Here is a 25,591-nt window from a genome sequence, read left to right as displayed (position 1 = left end):
GTTATTTGAACACATTCATTGTAACAAAGGATGACCTTCTTTTCTATTTTATTTTCCCACAAACATTTTACACTAACTCACTTGTAATGTCATGTAGTCTGTGGCGTTCGTAACTAAATGCGATAAAGGGAAGACCGTAACACACCCCTTCTCAAACTATACAGTGGTTATGTTTGTTCAGGGGTATGTTACGGTCTTCCTGTGTTTGTGTGATTCGGTCAGTAAAGAACGCCACAAGGCTACTACACCTAACTGCGTTCCTCAGGAGGGAAGAGTGCTACATACTCCTACACAAACGGTATTGCATAATGTTTGCTCGGAGCACGCCGCACTCTTCTGTGTTTGTGTGATTTAGGCAGTAAGGGAACGCCACAAGGCTACTACACCTAATGGCGTTCCTCAGGTATGGGGATAGATGGTTGTTGACAATTTTTTTGCAGAAGTTTAAAATAAGAGTAGATTGAGGTCGGTATAGAGACGTTAAACCTATATGAGTGGTCGGAATGGAGACTGAAAACCCATTTCTATTGCAGAGGAAACTGTGAAAAATTCCACGTAGAGGGTGAGTCATCACCCTCTATTTTTTTAAGGGGGATGTAAACATGGTAGTACCTTTTAAAACAAGAGTGAAATTAATTCTTGAGGAATGTGCATTAGATTATTTACATAACTTTGTTGGAAAAAGATATATTATTTATTCTAGTCATTTCACCAACAGTATATATTATACAATTGAAGCAAAGAAAGATAATTACCTGCATTTAACTGGTGTGATAACAAAGCTAAAAGCAGAAGTATTTTTTGATAAGTGTGTTGCTAGAACATTGCAGGAAAGTGATTTTGAGTTAGGTGATAAAAGTAGAAAGGGTTCTATTAGAAAGAAGATACAGGTATTAAAGACAGGAGTAAATCTTTTTGATGGAACATATTTACTGTATGTTGAAGAAAGATTAATAAAAAATAAGGTGGTATGCTCTTTTGCAACTTCTGATGGAACATGTACTTTGGGATTTATTCTTAAAAGAAATGCAAAGCCATTGACCTTATTAAGAGGTAATGAACTCACTAGATCTCATCCAGTAGAGTTGATTATTAAAACAGAAAGGATTAAAAATACGAGTTTCTCTATTCTTGTTAATATCAATAATTTAAGTATTACAGAAATTAGGGAACTATTATTGTCAGAAATATAAGCTCGTCACTTGTAATGTTATGTAGCCTGTGGCGTTTGTAACTGAATATGATAAAGGGAAGAGTGCGGTATACTTCTCACAAACGGTATTGCATAATGTATCGTCACTTGTTTTTCTATGTAGCCTGTGGCGTTGTTAATTGAATCATATAAAGGGAAGACCGTAACACACCCCTTCTCAAACGATACAGTGGTTATGTTTGTTCAGGGGTATGTTACGGTCTTCTTGTGTTTGTGTGATTTAGGCAGTAAAGGAACGCCACAAGGCTACTACACCTAACGGCGTTCCTCAGGGGGAAGGCGTGGCACATTCTACCATTTCTTTAATTAGAAATGAAAAAGCCTAACGATAAGAGGTTCGCACCCTCTACACGTTAGGCTTCATCAATCTTTTATTCTTTCGAGATGAGCCTAACGCCAGCACACGTTGATGGCTCTTCTTATTTGTAAATTAAGTATAGCATACTTTTAAGGGAAATGCTATAGATCGTCACTTGTAATGTTATGTCGCCTGTGGCGTTCGTAACTAAATGCGATAAAGGGAAGACCGTAACACACCCCTTCTCAAACTATACAGTGGTTATGTTTGTTCAGGGGTATGTTACGGTCTTCCTGTGTTTGTGTGATTCGGTCAGTAAAGAACGCCACAAGGCTACTACACTTAACTGCGTTCCTCAGGGAAAGGTGATTTTACTATGTATATATTTGTGGTAATTAGTGAAAGTTAGTTTCAAAACACATTAACGTTTTGCCTAATTTCATGATATCATAAATACAATAGAAGAGTCATTAACGTGTTGTTAGGCTCATCTCTTCCTGTAATGGGAGGAGGTGGTTCTATGAAAAAGTTTAGAAAAATCGATATTTTGATTTTAATTCTAAAACTAATCATAGCTCTTTATCATTTCTTTAATTAGAAATGACAAAGCCTAACGATAAGAGGTTTGCCCCCTCTACACGTTAGGCTTCATCAGACTTAAAGCTATTCGAGATGAGCCTAACGCCAAGCACACGTTGATGGCTCTTCTTGTTTGTAAGTTAAGTATAGCATACTTTTAAGGGAAATGCTATAGCTCGTCTCTTGTAATGTTATGTAGCCTGTGGTGTTTTAACTGAATAGGATAAAGGGAAGAGTACGACATATTCCGGACCGAACTGATACAGTGGTTAGGTTCGGTTCAGAACATGTCGTGCTCTTCTTGCATTTGGGGTAATTTGGTCAGTAAAAGAACGCCACAAGGCTACTACACTTAACGGCGTTCCTCAGGGAAAAGTGATTTTATAATGTATATATTTGTGGTAATGGCAGAAGGCTTGTTTTGCCTTTGTGTATCAAGGTTGATAGAGTGGGATATATGAGGGCTAGCTTTCATATATTTGCGGTCAACCAATCAAAATTATGCTTTTCGTGTAAAAATGGGGGGGGCACGGCAAAAATCGTTGATACTATGGGGGCTAGGCGAGTATACTTAAGGTAACAATACTAAAATGGTAGATATATGCAAAAATATAGATATAGTCTGCTTTGGTATGCCCTAGAAGGCTCGGACGAGGGAGTTTGTGTTCGGTGCTTTCAGAGGGATGGATAGACATAAAAATGGGCTCAGGTTGGATGTGCACAATGAACTCGGTGAGGGGTTGGTGCGTGGCATTTTCTGAGTGTACTATATCCCGTACATTGCTGGTGGTTGTGGCAAATGTAAACATGTACGTGTTACAACAAACGTAATCGTGTATGTGTTGCAACAAACGTAACTGTGTATGTATTGCAATAAACGTAACCGTGTATATGTTGCAGCAAACGTAACTATGTACATGTTGTAATAAACGTAATGATGTACATGTTACAGCAAATGTAATTATGCATGCATTGCAACAAACGTAACCGTGTATGTATTGCAATAAACATAACCGTGTATTTGCTGTAACAAATATAGTCGTGTACGTGTTACAACAAACGCAACCATGTATATGTTGTAGCAAACGTAACTAGGTATGTATTGCAACTAACGTAAGCATGTATGTATTACAAAAAAACGTAATCGTGTATGTATTGCAACAAACGTAACTACGCATTACAACAAGCGCAATGATGTACATGTTGCAACAAACATAACGATGTACATGTTACAACAAACGTAACCGTACATACATTGCAACAAAGGTAACTGTGTATGGCTAGGGATATAGTGAAATGATATGGATATAGATGTGTGGCTTGTGTGGCGAGCGAAAGGGTGCAACGATGATGAAGCATAGCAGTATGTTTAATGAATGTGAACGATTTCTGAAACGGGTCCTGAAAGATAAGGGCCTCTTTAGCAAGGGAGCGGTGATTGCGTACCTCATTACGGGGGGCATTGGGTTTGTGGCGCCAGTGTTGTTGGGGGATACAGTATATGGTGCTACTTATAAGTGGGTAAAGATTCAGACTGACACAGGTCGAACCTTTGGTGATGGAGAGCAAGACGGAGAAACAAATTCTGTTATTTTAGCCCCTACATCTGGTGCTAATTCTGGTGCATTAGCAGTAAGCGATACCTATACAATTTATCCAGGCCTATTTAACCGCAAAGCTAGAAATAGCGTCATTTTAGGTTATGGTGCTTATGCAAATGCTTTATCAACGGAAACAACACCAGGTAGTTTCACTGCTATTGGTGCGCTGTCTCATGCTTATGGTGGACAGGGGACTGCTGTTGGTAGTGGTACTATCGCAGGGATTCAAGCGACGGCAATTGGTAATGACGTATATGCAACGGGTGATTCTTCCATTGCCATTGGTAATGATGATATTGCTACCAAATATCGAGATCAGCTATCCCTAGAAACGATGAAATCCGTATATGGGGCAGGTCCAGGTCAAGGTCTTTTTGCAAGCAAAGAATTTCAAAGTTCAGATGGAGGTTTTAAGAAACAGTTAAGTGTCTTAGATTGGAATCGGTTTAGCGGGTCCTATTTAACTGGTGATAAATTAATTTATAACCCCACCATCTCCAGAGGGATTGGTTCTATTGCTATTGGTTCTCGTTCTATTGCAGCAAAAGATGGTTCTACAGCGATTGGTACACTTGCTTACGCATTTGCCGAAGGGTCCACAGCGATGGGTCTTCGTGCGTTCACGGCAGCGGATGCGGTTGGTGCCGTTGCCATTGGGGAACAGTCTCGTTCTTTTGCAAAAGGTTCCTTAGCGGTAGGTAATAGGAATGAATCCACTAGCTTAGGTTCCATGTCCTATGGTTATAATGCGAAGGCTGTAGGCGAAGGGTCCTTGGCATTTGGTTACAATGTATTGGCCAATGCATCAATTACGAATACGATTGCTGGCGCAGGAGATACGAAACCTCCTACGAATGTGTATCGTCAGGCGTTGATGGATAATACACAAGGATTCAATTATGAACAGTTAAAATATATCCGCCTTTATGATGCGTCTCTTAAAGAATATGCTGAAATTTTAAACAAACCGATTACAGACACATATACAGCGGAAGCTAAGCAACGAGATATTGATCATTATTCGAAAAATGTGACAGATTCTAAAGCAGAATATGATAAGGTCATTAAGGCTTTTACGAACTCTGGTGCTAATGCAGCAGGGAAAAATGGTCGAAATCTAGAAGATGTTAATAACCTAGACCTTGTCAATAAAGCAGATACAACTGATAAAAGTGGAAATACAGTGACTGCCGTTGGCGCAGCGATTAATGATATTATTGGAAAAACGACTAATACCACAGATGATACGTTAAACATTTCCTTAGTAGAAGATACCAAGGCGAGTAAATATTTGACTACTACGGATAAGAATGCAGATGGTACAGAGTCTAAGAAAGAGATATATAAACTAAAAGCAAATGGGAAGAATGCCATTGCTATTGGGTATTATACGGCTGCATCGGGAGATTCATCCATTGCCCAAGGGGCAGGTAGTATTGTAGAGGGTAGTAGTGGTATCGGTATTGGATCTTTATCCTATGTATCAGGTGATGCCAAAAATGGTATTGCTATGGGTGTAGGATCTCAAGTACGTAATGCGAACTCCATTGCTATCGGTACGCAAGCTGCAGTATATGGTGCTAAAGGGATTAGCATGGGACCTGGTGCTCGTGTGATCGGTGATGAAAGTATGGCGCTCGGTTATGGTAGTTTTGTAAAAACTAAAGCTTCCACCGCACTGGGCGTAGGTACTACGATCGAATATGGTGCTAATGAATCTATGGCATTAGGAACAAAGGCCTATGTGGGAACTGGTAATATTGCAACGCTATCCATTGGTAATAATGCTAGAGTAGAAGAAAACTCAGTCAATAGTGCTTCCATCGGTGCAAGTTCTAAGATTGGTAAACAATCTTCTAATAGTGTTGTGTTAGGTACAAGTTCTGCAATTGGGGATTTGGCTGTCAACAGTGTTGTGCTTGGTTCCAATGCAAGTATCTCAGATAATTCTTCTAATTCAATGGCATTGGGAGCGGGAGCAAAAATCACAAATAGTGCGAAAAGCTCGATTGCCCTTGGTGAAGGTTCGTTAGTCAGTGGCTCATCCTCGGTAGCATTTGGTCGTAATAGTTCGGTCACTGGTGACTCTTCTATCGCTATTGGGCGTAATGCTAAAACCAGTACAGAATCTTCGGTGGCCCTCGGCCGTGGTACTATGGCAGATTTCAAAAACTCCGTAGCCTTAGGGTATCGTTCCACTACGTTTTATTATGGTGATGAGAAAACACGACAAGCCGGAACTAGTTCAACAGCATCAGGTACATACAAACATGGTTTGGATATTGCTCCCTATCTCCCAGATAGTGCAGGTAAAGGGATTAAGGAAAAGCTAGCTCATTTGAACACAGCCGCTGCTGGTTACATTTCGGTCGGCGGTTGGGATGTTACTAAAAATGAGGATGGCAGTGCCAATGCTGATGGTGCTGGTGCGACGCTTCGCGGTCTTCGTCGTATTGTCAACGTAGCACCAGGTGCGTTGGATACAGATGCGGTAACAGTTGCCCAATTGCGTGAATGGACGGATAAGTCTTCTCATTTCTTGTCCTTAGCGGGGGCGGATAGTAAAAGCGCTACAGACTTTGCAGATGAAAAAGCAGTAGACGGGGTTACAGATGTTCATTCAAACTTTAATAATGATGGTGCTAGTGGTGTGCATGCATTGGCATTGGGTGTGTATGCAAAAGGGCAAGGCGATGGCTCTATCTCTATCGGTCGTTCCAGCTTTGGTCAAGGGAATTATTCTACAACCTTAGGCTCCTATGCATGGGGTCGTGGTACCGAAGCGACGGCGATTGGTAATCGTGCGTATAGTTATGGGACTCAATCGGTTGCCTTAGGGACTCATACCGTGACGGATTCGGACTGGGGCGTTGCCATTGGTAATCGGGCTCGTTCCTGGAGTGCTGGTAGTAACGGTCATTCTGGCATTGCTATTGGTAGTAAGGCAACGGCGAACTATTGGAACGCGTTGGCGCTTGGTACTGAAAGTAAAGTGCGTGGGTGGCATTCCACGGCGATAGGGGCTGGTGCACAAGTAGGGATGCCAGAGGTCTTTGATGATAATGGCGTATCCATGAATGTATTTAATGGAGATGGAAAAAGCCTAAATAAAGCGAATCAGGTAGTCTATGAAAAAACTGCTGAAACCAATGAAACCTATAGTGTTACGGAGTACGAACCATATACACCAGGTACAACGGATGCGAAAAAAGTAAAAAGGACTTTCACCATTCAAAAACCATCGACCATTCATAATGCCATGGCCTTTGGACATGAGGCGTCTGTCACGAATGAAGTAGTGACAGATGCAACGGATGCTACAAAAACAAATACGTTCATTTCAGCAGGTTCCATTGCTATCGGTACTAGTGCGAGTGTAAAAGGGTCTCAAAATTCGGTGGCATTAGGTTTGAACTCTAAAGTAGTACGTAGTGATACTGAAACTCAAAGTACAGCTGCTTTCACAGGCGATAAAAATAACGATCCAGGTAATGGCGTTGTATCTATCGGCACGATTCGTAATGCATCTGATGGTAGGGGAGTGACACGCCGTATCGTTAGTGTTGCTGGTGGCCAAGATGATTATGATGCGGTAAACGTGAAACAGTTAAAAGCTGCTGTTAAATATTACAAAACTAATGCAACTGACACAACTGACCGTACGGTGAATGGCATCGCTGGTGTGAGTGCGAACTACAATGGTGAGGGTGCTACGGGTGCTGCTTCTGTGACGCTCGGTTCCTATACAAAAGCTAGTGGAGACTATTCAACAGCAATCGGTCGTGATGTGATTACATCTGGAACTACTGCCGTTGGTATCGGTACGAATGTAAGTGCCTTTGGTGATTCGTCTGTTGTGTTAGGTAATAGTGCGATTGCGGGGTATACAAAAACAGAAAATTCACAAACTGTCCCTGTAGGTGCTACTGAGGGGGTAGCGATTGGTAAAGGTGCTAAAGTAGAGAGTAGCTATACGGTAGCTATCGGTGGTAGCGCGCAAGTAGTGCGAGATACTTCTGTTGCCACTGCTATTAAAGATTCGGAGTCTTCGGTTGCCATTGGTGCAAGTGCAAAAGTCATCGGCGCCAAATATTCCGTGGCATTAGGTATAGACTCTAAAGTTGTGAATAGCGATACAACGGCAACAACAGCCGCTTTTACTGGTGAAACAAACGATGATCCAAATCGTGGCGTTATGTCCATTGGTGATACCGACAAAAACCGCCGGATTATCCATGTAGCTGGTGGTGCTAATGACTACGATGCGGTCAATGTGAAACAGTTGAAAGCAGTTGCTGTTAAATACTACAAAACAAATTCCACAGATACAGCTAATCGTACGGTGAATGGTATCGCTGATGTGAGTGCAAACTACAATGGTGAGGGTGCTACGGGGACTGCATCGGTAGCGGTTGGTTCCTATACACAAGCTAGTGGAAACTATTCGACAGCGATCGGTCGTGATGTGATTACATCAGGAAAAACTGCCGTTGGTGTAGGTACAAATGTGACAGCCAGCGGTGAGGGTTCTGTAGGCATGGGTTTTGAAGCCAATGCGACTGCAGGTAATGCTGTTGCGATTGGTAGAACAATCACCTCTAGTGGCAGTAATTCTACAGCTATTGGTACATCTATCACAACCAGTGGTAGTAATTCCTTTGGTGCTGGTTCCAATGTGACGGTAAGTAAAAATTATGCGGTAGGTCTTGGTTATCAAGCAACAGCTAGTGGTGATAATGCGATTGCTATCGGTTCTAGCGGACAAAGTGGTGCGAATGTACAAGCTACGGCTGACAATGCTATCGCCATTGGTACACGAGCAAAGGGAACAGCTGCTTCAGCTGTAGCAGTCGGTCGATTTGCCGATGCACAAGGAGAAAGTGCAGTTGCTCTTGGTAACAATACAGTGGCAACCACTAAAAATTCCGTTGCTATTGGTGAGAGTGCAAAAGTCCAGTCTGGTCAAGGTAGTGTGGCGCTAGGCTGGAACTCTATGGTAACTGATGATGATGTAAAATATCATCCGACCACAGCAGGCAAAACGAAAGCAAGTCCATACTTGTTGAATGATGACGTTGACAAGATGCAAGATGCGGATAATGGCGTTGTATCTATTGGTAGAAAGCGAACTAGTAATGATGGCAGTAGTTTAGCTCGTCGTATCGTTGGTGTTGCTGGCGGTTATAATGACTATGATGCAGTCAACGTGAAACAGCTGAAAGCTGCGGCTTGGGGATTACAAGTTCAAAATGGCACAGCCACTAAGGATGTAACACCAGTGGGAACTGGCGATCTTAGAAAAATAACCTTAAAAGCGGGTAATAATGTAACCTTAGATAACAAAGATGGCGTTGTTACCATTAATGCCTCTGGTGCGCCATCGATGAACTTTAAGGGTGATGCTGGTCAGACTTTCACGCCAGATGCGACAAATAATACCGTAACATTTATGGGCGCTGGAGCAAACAATGACAAACATATTCAATGGACTCAAGGTAGTGGTAATACTGCTGCCCGATTTGATGCTGATAATATTGGCACGTTTGTTTCTAATGAGGATGGCAAAAAAGGGTTAACCTATATTGGTTTGAAAAACTCCCTATCGATTAAAGATATAACCACATATACTTATGATAATGATGGGAAACGAACTACAAATAAAGGTGTGTCTTTAACAACTGACGGATTGGTTGGTAATGGCACCGATGCGTTAACGATTTCAAATGGTGATTATGCTAAGATTACGGTAAACAAAGGTACATCTGCTACTGCTAAAGGAAGTATCGATGTCAATGGTTCTAAAATCACTGGATTAGCAGACGGGAATATTGCTACTGGTTCTACAGATGCCGTGACTGGTGGTCAATTAGCTAGTAAATTAGCTGAAAAAGCGGATAAAACTACAGTTGATACCTTAGCTGGTAAAGTGAATACGAATACAACAAACATTGCTAATTTAACAACAGCCGTAGATAAAGCGATTACTTTCAAAGGTAACGATGATCAAGGGGTTGCAAAAAAATTAGGCGAAGAGCTTTCTATTACAGGTGAAGGTACGGTACCAACTAGCACTAATACAGCGGCTAATAATATTACAACTAAAAAATTAGCAGATGGCAGTGGATTACAGATTGGCTTAGCAGAAGCATTGACAAACATGAAATCTATCATTGGTAAGAATGGATTTACCATTTCTTCTGGTGGTACAGGCACTGGTACAGATATTGCTACCATGACGTTCAACCCTAAGAAAACAACAGGTAGTACGACAACAGAAGCGAATATTTCTGTGAACAATGTGAAATTGACAGGCTTGAAAGATGCAGCATTGAACGATAGTTCTACGGATGCTGTGACTGGTAAACAGTTGAATGCTACCAATACAACCATTAATAATTTGGCGAATACGGTCAACCAAAATACTACTAACATTACAAATTTAACTAAAACTGTGAACTCAAATGCTAATTTGGGTTATAAAGCGGGCGATGAGGCAACATCAAAAACTGTAGCTGTTACAACAGGTTTAACTTTCAAACCGGGTACTGGCACATCTCCTGCGGCGACAGTGAAAAAAGGCATTGCCATTTCTACGGAAGCTGGCGGTATTGTCAATATCGGTTTAGATGCTGATACTCGTGGTGCTATTGATAAAGTGGCTGGATTGGAAACAGCAATTGGCACAAACGGTGCTGACGGTCGTGATGGTAAATCGGGCACAGGCACTGATGCTGGTATGGGCGCAAAAGGTCCAACAGGTCAAGATGGCTTGAATGGTAAAGACTTAACGTCTAAAGTGAATGCACTTCGTAATGGTGAAGCAGGTACTGTGGTGTACACTGATGACCAAGGTAAGCGTGTTGCGAAAGCCACAGATGGTAAATGGTACTTAGCAGATAAAGTAAATGCAGATGGTACGAAAATGGCAGGTGCTACAGAGGTAACGGATGTTCAAGGGCGTCTAGTGAATCCAGATGGCACGACAGCTCCAAAAGCTGATGATACAGCTAAAAAAGCAATAACTAAATTGTCTAACATCGCAGAAGGAGCCATTACCTCTACATCCAATGATGCGGTAACAGGTCGTCAATTGCATGCTGCTAAATCTGAATTAGCAACAGCTCTTGGTGGTAATGCAGGAGTAAACTCTGATGGCACATTGAAAGCACCTACGTATAGCATCACAAAAGATGGAACTACAGGAGGTACAGACACTGTACATAATGTAGGTGATGCGATTAGTAAATTAGATACTCGTATTAATACAGTGAAAGAAAGTGCAGCTCAACCATTAACTTTCAGTGCAGATACAGGTGCTAACGTAGTACGTAAACTAGGTAGTACATTAGCCGTGAAAGGTGGAACTAACTTTACTCCAGTAACAACAGGTACTGGTATAACACCTGCAGGTACGAATATCCAAGTGAAATCTGATGCGACAAATGGCTTAACAGTACACTTAGCAGATACGTTGACTAAGATGAAAGGTATCTCTGGTACTGGTACGAATGATTTCGTCATCAAAAATGGTGATAATGCAGTCATTACTGTGAAAGCACCTACCGGTACTGATACAAAAGGTACGGTTGACTTCGGCGGCACTAAATTAACGAATTTAGGAGAAGGTACGATTGGTGCTGGTTCTACGGATGCTGTGACTGGTGGACAATTGAACAGCAAATTAGCTGAAAAAGCGAATGCAACAGATCTTAACAATAAAGTAGATAAAACAGCAGAACGACATATTAATTCTGGTTCCTTTAATGCAAATACTGGTACTATCACATTAAATATGGTAGATGGAAATGGCACTTCTAAAGCGGATGAAAATGTAAGCGTTACAGGTATCCCAACGAAATTAGGGTATAAAGCAGGTACTGAAACTGTGAAAGAAGTAGCTATTACAACAGGATTAACATTCAAAGCGGGTACAGGTACTACAGGAACTACTGGCACTGGCACGGATACAGAAACTACCAAAACAGGCATTGAGATTACTACTGGCAATAATGGTGTTGTAAACATTGGCTTGAACGATGCAACTCGCAAAGCTATCGACAATGCAGCGAATAAAGACTTAGGAAATCTATCTACTACTGGTACAAATAAAATTACGGACTTAGCAAAAACAGCCGCAAAAGAAGTTGTTAAGGTAGGAGATGGAATTAATACAACTGTTGATACAGATACGACAACAACAGCAGGAACAATTATATATAAAGTTAATGCCTATGATACACATGTAACTGGTACTACTGATGAAATCGAAGTGAACGCGGCTACTGTTGGTACAGATAAAGTACGTAATTATACTCTTGGGTTGTCTACTGCTATTAAAAGTAAAATTAGTAAAATTGACAACCTTGAAACAGCCATCGGTAAAAATGGTGCTGATGGTCGTGATGGCAAACCTGGTATTGCTTCAGGAACGACGGCTGCTGGCGTGGGTGCACAAGGACCAACTGGTAAGGACGGCTTGAACGGTAAGGATTTGACTACAAAAGTCAATGCACTTCGTAATGGCGAAGCTGGTACTGTGGTGTACACTGATGACCAAGGTAACCGTTTGGTGAAAGCGAATGATGGTAAATGGTACAATGCTAAAGCTGTAGATGACAAGGGTGCGTTGAAACCAGCAGCTCAACTGCCAGAAGGTGTAACAGCAACAGCAGTGGATCATCCACAAGCTCGTTTGGTGAACCCAGATGGTACAACAGTAGCAGGTACGGATAATAAAGCTGTTACTAAGTTATCTAACATTGCAGACGGTGAAATTGTAGCAAACTCTCATGATGCGGTAACTGGTGGTCAATTATTTACTAAGTTAGCAGAAAAAGCTGACAAATCTGTGGTAGATAATTTAACTACTAAGGTGAATACAAACACTACAGATATTAGTACATTAAAAACAAATGTAGATAAAGCGATTACTTTCACAGGTGATACTGGTGCTAACGCAGACCGTAAATTAGGTGAAACATTAGTCGTAAAAGGTGGAACTAACTTTACTCCAGTGACAACAGGAACTGGTATAACACCTGCAGGTACGAATATTCAGGTTAAATCTGATGCGACCAATGGATTAACGGTGCACTTAGCAGATACCTTAACAGGTATGAGAGGTATTACTGGTACTGGCACGAGTGATTTAGTTATCAAAAATGGTGAAACTAAAATTACTATTGCCAAAGGAACACCAGCTACGGGCAGTGTTGCTGCCGTGCCTGGTACAGTTGACTTTAATGGATCTTCGTTAACAAATATTGGCGCTCCTAGTGCAGGTAGTGATGCAACGAACAAAGATTATGTAGACGAAGCGATTAAGAAAGTCAACAATACAGTGGCTGGCAATGCTACGTTGAACTTTGCAGGTAATGTGACCAAAGATGAGAATAACTTAGATACTAATAAAGTAGGATTAGCATTGTCTACTGGAGTATTAAAAGTACAAGGGGACACCGCTGCTAAGGATATTGTTACTACCGCAAAAGGTGACACGATTACTATCGGATTACACAAAGATGTGAAAGACCAATTGGCGAAATTGGGTAACACCGCATCGGATGGTCGAGATGGTAAATCTGGTACAGCTACAGGCACTGATGCTGGCATGGGTGCGAAAGGTCCAACTGGAGCAGATGGCTTGAACGGCAAAACAATTACTGAAAAAGTGAATGCTTTACGTAACGGCGAAGCTGGAACAGTGGTGTATACTGATGAAGCAGGAAAACGCGTAGTTCGTGCGACGGATGGTAAGTTCTATCATACAGATGATGTGGACGAACATGGGGTGAAGAAAGGTACTGCTACTGAGGTAACGAGTGTTCAAGCTCGTTTGGTGAATCCAGATGGTACGACAGCTCCAGATGCAAGTGATGTAAATAAAAAAGCATTGACTAAATTATCTAACATCGCAGAAGGAGCGATTACAGCTACTTCTAATGATGCTGTAACAGGTCGTCAATTACATACAGCTAAAACAGAATTAGCAACAGCCCTTGGCGGTGATGCGGCAGTGAATACGGATGGCACATTGAAAGCACCTACGTATACCATCACAAAAGATGGAGCTACAGCTGGTAAAGACACTGTACGGAATGTGGGTGATGCGGTTAGTAAATTAGATGCTCGTATCAATACATTGAAGAATAGCCAATTGACTTTCACAGGGGATACTGGTACTGCTGCAACTCGTAAATTAGGTGACATATTAGCCGTGAAAGGTGGAACTAACTTTACTCCAGTGACAACAGGTACTGGTATAACACCTAAAGGTACGAATATCCGAGTTACATCCAATGCAACTACTGGATTGAGTGTTCACCTAGCAGACACATTAACAGATATGAAAGGTATCTCTGGTACTGGTACGAGTGATTTAGTTATCAAAAATGGTGATCATACTACGATTACCATAAAACCAGGTACAGCGGCTCCGGCTGGTGGAGGAAATGCCACACCAGGTACTGTTGATTTCGGTGGATCTAAGTTGACTAACGTTGGTGAAGCTACTGCTAATGACGATGTAACTAATAAAAAATATGTGGATAACAAAGTGGCAGGCCTTAACTTAGGTTACAAAGCTGAGTCTGAAACTGGTAAATCGGTAGCGGTTACAACAGGTTTGACTTTCAAAGCTGGTACAGGTACGATTGCGCCAACTGGTTTAGCAGCAGGTGCAACAAGTACAACGGCTGCGACAGATACTGTAGCAACAAAAACAGGTATTAAAATTACCACAGAAGAAAACGGTGTTGTGAACATCGGTTTAGATGAAGCGACTCGTAAGGTCATCGACAAAGCAGCTAAGCTTGGTGATACAGCTGTTGATGGTCGTGATGGCAAGGCAGCGAATGGTAAAACAGGTGCTGCTGGCAATGCTGGTGACCATGGCTTGACAGGTAAAGATGGCTTGAATGGTAAAGATTTAACTACAAAAGTGAATGCTTTACGTAATGGCGAAGCGGGCACTGTGGTATACACCGATAAAGATGGCAACCGTTTGGTGAAAGCAAATGATGGTAACTACTACAAAGCAGACCAAGTCAACAAAGATGGTAAAGTAATTACACCAGCTAGTGGTACAGCTCCAACGCCTGCTACCCCTGTAGAAGCTCGTTTGGTGAACCCAGATGGAACAACTACAATAGCAACTGGTAGAACTGGTACTAAGTTATCCAACATTGCGGATGGTGCTATCACAGCTACTTCGAAAGATGCTGTGAATGGTAGTCAATTACATACGGCTAAATCTGAAATCGGTGACATCATTGGTGGTACAACGATTGATGCAGATGGTAAGATTACAGGACCTACTTTCACAATTACCAAAGCAGATGGTACTACTGAAAATCCAACTACTGTAAAAGAAGCCATTGAAAAATTAAATACAACAAATGTTAAGCAAAATACTAAGATTTCTAATTTAGAAACTAATGTTGGCAAGGCGATTTCCTTTGTTGGTGATAACGCTACTAATGATACAATTGCTCGTCATTTAGGGGAAACTCTTAACATTAAAGGTCAAAATAACATCTCCGTGACAAAACCAAATGGTTCCACAGATACATTGAATGTAGCCTTAGCAAGTGATTTGAAAAACATCACTTCTATTACGAATGCAGATGCTAATAATAAACCAGGCACTAAGATTCAGTTAGGCGAAAATGAGTTGACAATTACGAATACACAAGCACCGGCTACGGGAGCGACTAAGGGCGTAACAAAAACTGTTACTATTGGCAAAGATGGCATTGATGCTGGTAGCATGAAAATCACGAATGTGGCGAAAGCAACAGACAAAGGCGATGCAGCGAATAAAGAATATGTAGATGAAGCGATTAGTAACTTAAATACAAAAGTTACGAATAATGCAAATCTACGATATGCAGGTGATACCAATGTAGGGGCAGCGACTGGTGAAGATCATTTGAATTTAGCGTTGGCTACAGGTACATTGAAAGTAGCTGGTACAGCTGATCAAATTAAAACCGAAGCTAAGAACGGCACAATTACGGTGTCCTTGCATGAAACGGTAACAAAGCAGTTAGATAAATTGGGTAACACTGCTGCTGATGGACGTGATGGCAAACCAGGTATTGCATCCGGATCTACGACCGCTGGTATAGGTGCACAAGGACCAACTGGCAAAGATGGTCTGAACGGCAAAACAATCACTGAAAAAGTGAATGCTTTACGTAATGGAGAAGCTGGCACAGTGGTGTACACCGATGAAAACGGCGAACGTGTAGTACGTGCTAGTGATGGCAAGTTCTATAATGCGAATGAGGTCAAAGCGGATGGTGCTGTAAAAACTAAAGATGAAAATGGTGGTAAGGAACCAACTGAGGTGACAACTATCCAAGCTCGTCTCGTGAACCCAGATGGCACGACAACAATCGGAACTGGTGTAACTGGTACTAAGTTGTCTAACATTGCTGATGGCACTATCGCAGCAGGTTCTCATGATGCGGTAACGGGTGGTCAACTACATACGGCTAAATCTGAACTAGCAACAGCCCTTGGTGGTGGTGCTGGAGTAAATACTGATGGCACATTGAAAGCGCCAACCTACAAAATTACAAATGATGGTGCGACTACGCCTCATTCCGTAGATAATGTAGGAGCAGCTGTTGAAAAATTAGATGCTCGTATTACTACAGCTCGTTCCTATACAGATACAACAGTAGGAGCAGCAAAAACTGCATTGACTACGGCAGGCATGAATTTCAAAGGTGATGATACTACTAATTCGGTACATCGTGACCTTGGTACAGAATTGACCATCAAAGGTGGAGCAAACTTCACACCAACAGGTACAACACCAGCTACAGGAGTAGGTGTCAATATTCGTGTAGAAAAAGATACTGATTCTGGTGCTAATGGATTAAAAGTACATTTAGCAGATACTTTAACCAATATGAAAGGTATCTCTGGTACTGGTACAGATAATCTTGTTATCAAAAATGGTACTAATGAGATTACTATTACACCAGGTAAACCTGCTACAGGTACGACAAAGGCTGATCCAGGAACAGTAAACTTTGGAGATGCTACTGTTACTGTGAAAAACTTAGATGCGTCGATTTCTTACAAAGCGAATAGTGAAACGGCGAAAACTGTTAAATTGCAAACAGGGTTGAACTTTATCGAAGGTGATGGTACTGCTGCGACAAATGTGGATGCGAAATCTGGATTGAAAATCGCTACCGGTACTGATGGAAAAGTTATTTTCGGTCTTGATGATGCAACTCGTACAATTTTAGATAAGGCAGCGAAGATTGGTGATACTGCATCTGACGGTCGTGACGGCAAAACAGCGGACGGTACAGGCGGAGCCGCTGGTGATAAAGGTGTAACTGGCAAAGACGGCTTAAACGGTAAAGATTTAACTACCAAAGTGAATGCATTACGTAATGGCGAAGCTGGTACAGTAGTGTACACTGATGATAAAGGCAACCGTTTGGTGAAAACAAATGACGGTAAATGGTATCCAGCCACTGCAGTGGGTGACAATGGTGAATTAAAACCAGTACCAACTGGCGGTACAGCACCGGTTGAGGTGAAACCTAAGGATGTAGTAGCTAGTCTAGTATCTCCAGATGGTACGACTACGAATGCCACAACTGTACTGAACAACGTAGGATCTGCGTTGGCAAGTATTCAAAAAGATACTGCCACAAAGGCTGAAGATACTAATTACTTAGATAAATTAGCGAAAGCGACAGATGGCACAAGTAAAGTAGCTAACTCCGTTGTGAATGTAACAGACTTGAAGAAAACGGCTGATGCGATTATCGATAAAGGTCTTACTTTCAAAGGTAATGATGGTACAGATATTCCTAAAGCATTAGGATCTACATTGAGCATCGTAGGTGAAGGTGATTATGGTACTCCTGCGGTAGCACCAGCCACTGCGGCGAAGAATATTTTCACTAAACATGTAACAGAAAATAATGTGACACGTCTGGAAATCGGTTTAGCAAAAGACTTAGTGGGCATTACATCTATTGCAAATGAAACAGATACTACAAAACCAATCACGAAGGTAGATATCGGTAATGATGGCATCACTGTTACGAATACACAACCAGTGCCAGCAGGTGCAGCAGCTGGTACACAACCAGTAGTGACGAAAACAACTATCGGCAAAGAGGGAGTGAAAGTAGGAGATACTGTTACTCTTGATAAAGCTGGTATGTCTGGTAATGGTACAAATCCGTTAACAATTACCAATGGTGCAAATACTAAGATTACCGTAAGCCCTAGCACAGCGACTGATGCAAAAGGTACTGTAGACTTTGGTGGCGCAAGAATCACAAATATTGCAGATCCAACTACGGATACAGATGCAGTGAATAAAGCCTATGTAGATGGTAAAATTGGTAATGTTGCTGAAATCGGTTATAAAGCAAATGCTGAAACTACAACGAAAAAAGTGGCGGTTGGTACTGGATTAACGTTCAAATCTGGTACGGGCACTATTGCGCCAACTGGTTTAGGAGCAGGCACAACAAGTCCAACGGATGCGACAGATGGATTGACAACGAAAAAGGGCATTGCTATTACTACAGATGCTGGTGGTATTGTCAACATCGGTTTAGATGAAGCGACACGTAAGGTAATCGACAAAGCAGCTAAATTAGGTGATACAGCGGTTGATGGTCGTGATGGTAAACCTGGTACAGGCACTGATGCTGGTATGGGTAGGGATGGCTTAACTGGCGCAGACGGCATGAACGGCAAAGATTTAACATCGAAAGTGAATGCTCTCCGTAATGGCGAAGCGGGTACTGTGGTGTATACAAATGCAGCAGGGGAACGTTTGGTGAAAGCTGATGACGGCAAGTTCTATAAAGCTGCTGATGTCGATGAACATGGTAAGGTGAAAACTCCTGCAACGGGCGATCCTGCACCAGTAGGTTTGACGGCGGACAAAGTGATAGCAAGTCTTGTATCTCCTGATGGAACAACAGCTCCAAAAGCAACTGATACAGCTAAAAAAGCAATGACGAAATTGTCTAACATTGCAGAAGGCGCTATTACATCTACTTCTAATGACGTAGTAACAGGACGTCAAATCCATGCGGCTAAAAAAGAATTGGCGGATGCGCTGGGTGGTAATGCAGCGGTTGGAACTGATGGTACATGGACGAAACCAACATACACGATTACTAATGATAGTGGTACGACAAATCATACGGTACACTCCGTAGGTGAAGCGGTGACTAAATTAGATACTCGTATTACTGATGCTCGTTCCTATACAGATACAACAGTGGGAGCGGCAAAAGCTGCGTTGACTGCGGATGGTATGGACTTCAAAGGTGATGATGGAAACAAAGTACATCGGAACTTAAAAGAAGAATTGACCATTAAAGGGGCAGAAAACTTCAATCGAACTGCCACAACTCCAGCGACAGGTTCAGGTGTGAACATCCGAGTGGAAAAAGATCCAACGGCGACTGGTTTAGTATTGAAACTGGCTGATACGTTAACAGGTATGAATGGAATCACTGCTAAATCGGCTACGACAGGGTTGACATTGTCCAATGGTGGAGATCCGACAGCAACAACAGGAGCAACTGGTAAGAATACAGTGGCTATTACTGATGGAGCAACTACTTTCACAAATGAACAACCAGCAGATCCAGCTGTGGCAGGTTCTAAAGCGACTACATCGACGGTAACACTTGGTAAAGATGGTACTGCTGAGTTCAAACATGCAACGAATGGCACTGTAGATAATACGGTGACGATCGACAGCAAATCTGGTACTGTAACCGCAGGTAAAGCTGCTGATAAACAAGTGACTGTTAATGGTACTGACGGTACAATTACTACTGGTAATACAGTGGTGAATGGATCTTCTATGACAATCAAAGATGGTACTAACAGTGCAACTGTGGTTGCGAATGGTATTACATTCAGTCCTTCTGCGTCTGGTACTGGCACAGTGTCTTTGACTACTTCAGGTCTTGACAATGGTGGCAACCGCATTACGCATGTAGCGGCACCAACAGCGAATGATGATGCGGCGAACAAGAAATATGTGGATGACCGCGCAACGCTTCGCTATGCAGCGGATAGTACTGTGGATGAACATGATGCAGCTGTGGCGAACCATACAGTGAACTTGTTGGATGGCACGTTAACAGTGAATGGTACAGCCGATAAAGTGGTAACGAAAGCAACGAAAGACGGCATTACGATTGATTTAGCGGAAGCTGTGAATAAAAAATTAGCGCAGTTAGATGCGAAAAACTCTGACGGTCGTGATGGCAAGTTGGGCAGTGAAGCAGGCGCTATTGCAAGCACGGGAATCACGAAAGCAGATGGCTTGAATGAAACAACAACTACTTATAAAGTGAATGCATTGCGTAATGGCGAAGCTGGTTCCGTTGTGTACACCGATGCCGATGGTAACCGTTTGGTGAAAGCCACTGATGGCAAGTTCTATAAAGCTACGGATGTAGATGAACATGGTAATGTGAAAGCGCCTGCAGCAGGTGGTACTGCACCAGTAGGCGTGACAGCGGATAAAGTGATAGCTAGTCTAGTATCTCCTGATGGAACAACAGCTCCAAATGCAACCGATGTAAATAAAAAAGCAATGACGAAATTGTCTAACATTGCAGAAGGTGCTATTACGTCAACTTCTAATGATGCTGTAACAGGCCGTCAAATCCACGGGGAACGAAAAGCCTTGGCAACAGTGCTTGGAGGTAATGCAGCGGTAGCTGATGATGGTACATGGACTGCACCGACATATACGATTACTAATGATGGTGGCACAAACCATACGGTACATTCCGTAGGTGATGCGGTAACGAAATTAGATGCTCGTATTACGGATGCTCGTGCCTATACAGATACAAAGGTAGCGGCGGCGACTACGGCAGGTATGAACTTCGCTGGTGACGATAATGCTTCGGTACATCGCGATCTTGGTGCAACGTTGACTGTGAAAGGCGGTACAAACTTTGACCCTACCGCTACGGCAACAAAAGCCGATGCAGGAGTCAATATCCGTGTAGAAAAAGACAGCACAGCGGGTACTAATGGATTAACTGTGAAATTGGCAGATACTTTGACAAATATGAAAGGTATCTCTGGCAACGGTACAGATAATCTTGTCATCAAAAATGGTACTAACACGATTACAATTACACCAGGTAAAGCGGCAGCAGGTAAAACGCCTGCAGATCCAGGTAAGGTAGACTTTGGTGATGCTACGGTTACCGTGAAGAACTTAGATGCGTCTATTACATACCGTGCGAATGGTGCTACTGATGCAGATGCTAAGACTGTGAAGTTAAAACAAGGTCTTGATTTTGTAGCTGGTACTGGCACTATTGGAAATGCTACCACAGGTACAGATGTAGAAACTACGAAGAAAGGTATTACGATCACCACTGGTGAAAATGGCAAAGTATACTTCGGTTTAGATGCAGATACTCGTAAGACTATCGACAATGCAGCTAAAATTGGTAATACAGCTTCGGATGGCCGCGATGGTAAAACAGCTGACGGCACAGGCGTAGCAGCTGGTGACAAAGGTGTAACTGGCAAAGATGGCTTGAACGGCAAAGACTTGACGAATAAAGTCAATGCATTGCGTAACGGCGAAGCTGGTACCGTTGTGTATACTGATGCGGATGGTAACCGTCTAGTGAAAGCTAACGACGGTAAGTACTATAAAGCTAATGAAGTAAAAGACGATGGCACTGTGAAGTCTATTGGTGAAGATGGTATTACTGAAACACCAGTAGCGGTAGCAACGGATAAAGTGATAGCAAGTCTTGTATCTCCTGATGGAACAACATCTCCAAAAGCAACAGATGCAGATAAAAAAGCAATGACGAAATTGTCCAACATTGCAGAAGGTGCAATTACAGCTATTTCTAACGATGCCGTAACAGGTCGTCAAATCTATGCGGCTAAAACAGAGTTGATTGAAAAAGGCCTCGATTTCTATGGCAATGATGTAACCGATGCTGGTAAAGTACATCGTAACATTGGCACTGCTTTGAAAGTACAAGGTGCAGATAACTTTGCTAGAGGTACTACTGATACAAATAATATCAAAGTAGAACGAAATGCAAACGGTGATGGTTTTGATGTGAAATTGGCAGAAAACTTAACTAAGATGAAAGAAGTTGCTGGCAATGATACGGATAACCTCGTACTTCGCAATGGCAAAGATGATGCAACACATACGAAGGTAGAAATTGGTACGAACAAGTTCACTGTCACCAATAGTACATCCACACCAGCGATTACACCAGGTACAGCACCAACTGTGACAACTGGTAAGTTGGAAATGAATGCAGATGGTACCACAACTTTCACTAATAGTGGAGCACCTGCCAACGCTGTGGCAATCAATAGCAACAATGGTACTGTTACAGTCGGTACTGATGTAGCAGGACAACCTGCCAATACGAATAAAGTAGTGGTAAATGGTTCGAATGCAACAATTACTGCTGGTACAGCCGACGATAAGAAAGTGACTGTTGATGGTGCAAATGGTACATTAGTTGTAGGCGGCGATGCGGCTAGTACTAATGCTAATAAAGTAACAGTAAATGGTACAACCGGTACGATTACAACTGGTAATACTACAGTAAATGGTTCCTCTGTCAGCGTGATTGCTGGAAATAAATCTGTGGTGACTACTGAAAGTGGCACAACGATTACGAATGGTACAGTTACAACGACAGCTACTGCGGGCAAAACGAAATATAAAGATGGTAACAATGTAACGACTGTTGGCACAGCTGGCATGACTGTTACTGATGGAACCAACAATGCGACGTATTCTGCTGGAGAAGCGATGTTGACTGATGGTACACGCACAGCTACTCATACAGCGACAAGCTCTACTTATGAGGATGGTACTGGTAAATCCGTTGAAACTACGGCAAGTGGTATTACTGCTGTCGATGGAACAGATACGGCTTCCTATACTGCAAGTGGTTCTACTTTCACTGATGCAGATGGTACAGCAATGCATACAGCAGCTGGAACTACGTTTACGAATGCTGATCACACTGCGACACATACTGCTAATGGATCTACCTTTGAACATGGTACAAATGTAGGGACGTATACGGCAGGTGGAGCAACATTAGTGGATGGCACTACGTCCGCCACACATACTGCGGGGGTATCTACGTATACAGACGGTACTAATACCGTAGCAGTAGGAACAGCAGGTATTACGATTACTCCATCGGCTGCAGGAGGTGCAACATCTTCCGTATCCTTAACAACAGCAGGCCTTAACAATGGTGGCAATGTAATTGCGAATGTGGCAGCTGGTACTGTGGATACAGATGCTGTTAACCTAAAACAATTGAAAGCGGGCAAAACTACTTTCAGTGTGAATGATAAAGATGGTAAAAACACAAATCATAATCTTGTGTTAACAACTACTAAGGATGCCACAGATGGTCATACGCACTACGATGTGAAATTAGCTGATAAAGTAACATTAGGTACAGCTGCAAATGCTGTTACAGTAGATGGCACAAACGGTAGCATCACAGCTGGTAAAGATGATAATGCTGTTACCGTAGATGGTACAAAAGCAAGCATCACAGCTGGTAAAGATGATAAAGCTGTTACCGTAGATGGTACAAAAGCAAGCATCACAGCTGGTAAAGATGGTAATGCTGTTATAGTAGATGGAACAAAAGCAAGTATCACAGCTGGTAAAGATGATAAAGCTGTAACCGTAGATGGTACAAAAGCAAGCATCACAGCAGGTAAAGATGATAAAGCTGTAACCGTAGATGGTACAAAAGCAAGCATCACAGCAGGTAAGGATGATAAAGCTGTAACTGTAGACGGTACAAAAGCAAGTATCACAGCAGGTAAAGATGATAAAGCTGTAACCGTAGATGGTACAAAAGCAAGCATCACAGCAGGTAAAGATGATAAAGCTGTTACCGTAGATGGTACAAAAGCAACTCTTGTTGTTGGTGGTACAGGAGCGACTACAGATAGTGCTAATAAAGTGACTATTAACGGAACTGATGGCACAATCAAGACTGGTAAGACAGAGGTGAGTGGATCCGCCGTAACCATTACAGATGCAATGAATGCTGCTAAGAAAACCACTGTGGATGCAACGGGTACGACTGTTACTGATGGTGTAGCAAATGGTAAAAAAGTTGTTACTACTGCTGAAAGTGTAACGGTTGCAGATGGTACTACTAAGACAACTACCAAAGCTGGTGAAACGAAATACGAATCCAATGGTAAGCACTTAACTGTGAAAACAGAGGGTATTACTGTTACAGATGGTAACAACACAGGTTCTATCAATGCTATGAATAGTACTTTCACAAATGCAACAAATGGTACACAAGTAGGTGCAACACTAATCCGCGTGAATGGTAAAAAAGCTGCAGATGGTTCAGTTACAACAGACGGCATTGCTATTGGTCATCATGCTGATGTAGTGACCAGTGTGGCAACGGCTACGAAAGAAACTGGTAACTTCATCACTGGTTTGGATAACAAAACTTGGGATCCTAAAACAAATGGTATTGTCAGCGGTCGTGCTGCTACAGAAGATCAGTTGAAAGTTGTTGACGATAAAGTCAATAAAGGCCGTGTGTTCAGTGCGGATACTCTAGATGCTAACAAAAAACCAGTAGAAGCTATGGTAGGTCTTGGAGATACCTTATCTATCAAAGGTGGAGCCAAGATGAATGCTCTAACAGATAACAATATCGGTGTTGAGCTAAAAGCTGCAGAAACGAAAGATGGTAAAGTTGTGACACCAGCAACGATGACTGTGAAGTTAGCCAAAGATGTGAAGATGGGTGATGGTTCTACAACGTATAATACATACCTAGCTGAGTATGAACGGAATGCAGATGGTTCCTTAAAACTAGAGTATGATCGTAACCCAGATGGCACTGTGAATAAAAATTCAGTACATTCTATTGTTGCGAAGAATGCTGACGGTTCCACGAAATATCAAACAGATGCTGAGGGCAATAAAATTGCAGTGCGCACAGTAACGCATAATGGTGATGCGACATATTACACACTTCATGAAGTGGATAAGAAAGGTCATTTGATGACTGATGCCAAAGGTAATCCATTGACGAATGTAGAGACTGGCATTGGAGCTAATGGCATTGAAATCGTTTCTGGTCCGCACCATAATAAACCATCGGTTACATTAACTTCTAATGGTTTAAACAATGGTGGAAACAGAATCACCAATGTGGCACCAGGCGTAGAAGCAACAGATGCAGTGAATGTGGGACAAGTTAACAGTATCACTACGGTATTGGATCGTCGTATTAACCAAACTGGTGCGAAAGCAGCAGCGATGGCGGCGATGAAACCATTGATGTATGATCCACTTAAAAAATCACAAATCATGGCAGGATTTGGTGCTCAAAAAGGAGCTCAAGCCTTGGCGTTAGGTGTGGCACATTACTTCAACGAAGATGTGATGGTCAACATGGGTCTCAGCGTTGGTGCTGGAGATAACATGATGAATGCAGGCGTAACTTACCGTTTCGGTGGTGATGACAGCATGATTCCTGAACGCTACAAAGGTGGTCCAATTTCTTCTATCTATGTAATGCAAGATGAAATTTCCGCATTGAAAGCAGAAAATGAACAAGTAAAATCAGAAAATGCACAGATAAAAGCGGATAACTCTCAAGTACGGGCGGATAACGAACGTATGAAAGCCTCCTATGAAAAAATCATGGAAGACAATGCACAAATGAAACAAGATAATGAAGAAATGAAAGCACAAATTAAAATGCTTATGGCTCACATGGGTATCAAAGCATAGAAGCAATTCTATAACCCACAACAAAAGGTCATAGACTTTCATAAGAAAACCCTCCTGAGGTACATACCTTG

2 protein-coding genes are annotated in these 25,591 nt (G+C 42.2%); both read left to right on the top strand.

Annotated features, from left to right (window positions below):
• Nucleotides 1-602 precede the first annotated feature (602 nt).
• The gene (locus tag EO125_RS07735; protein ID WP_127148391.1) at nt 603-1,193 is read left to right on the top strand and encodes a PBECR4 domain-containing protein; all 591 of its coding nucleotides are present in this window, start codon (nt 603-605) and stop codon (nt 1,191-1,193) included.
• A 2,262-nt stretch (nt 1,194-3,455) separates the two neighbouring features.
• Complete coding sequence (locus EO125_RS07730; protein ID WP_164726478.1) at nt 3,456-25,520, top strand: YadA-like family protein; 22,065 nt, start codon at nt 3,456-3,458, stop codon at nt 25,518-25,520.
• The last annotated feature ends 71 nt before the right edge of the window (nt 25,521-25,591 follow it).

This window comes from Veillonella sp. VA139, assembly GCF_003992005.1.
In the GTDB taxonomy this organism is placed as follows: domain Bacteria; phylum Bacillota; class Negativicutes; order Veillonellales; family Veillonellaceae; genus F0422.
The sequence above is the reverse complement of the archived record's forward strand: the minus strand, read 5'-3'. Positions and strand labels throughout refer to the sequence as shown.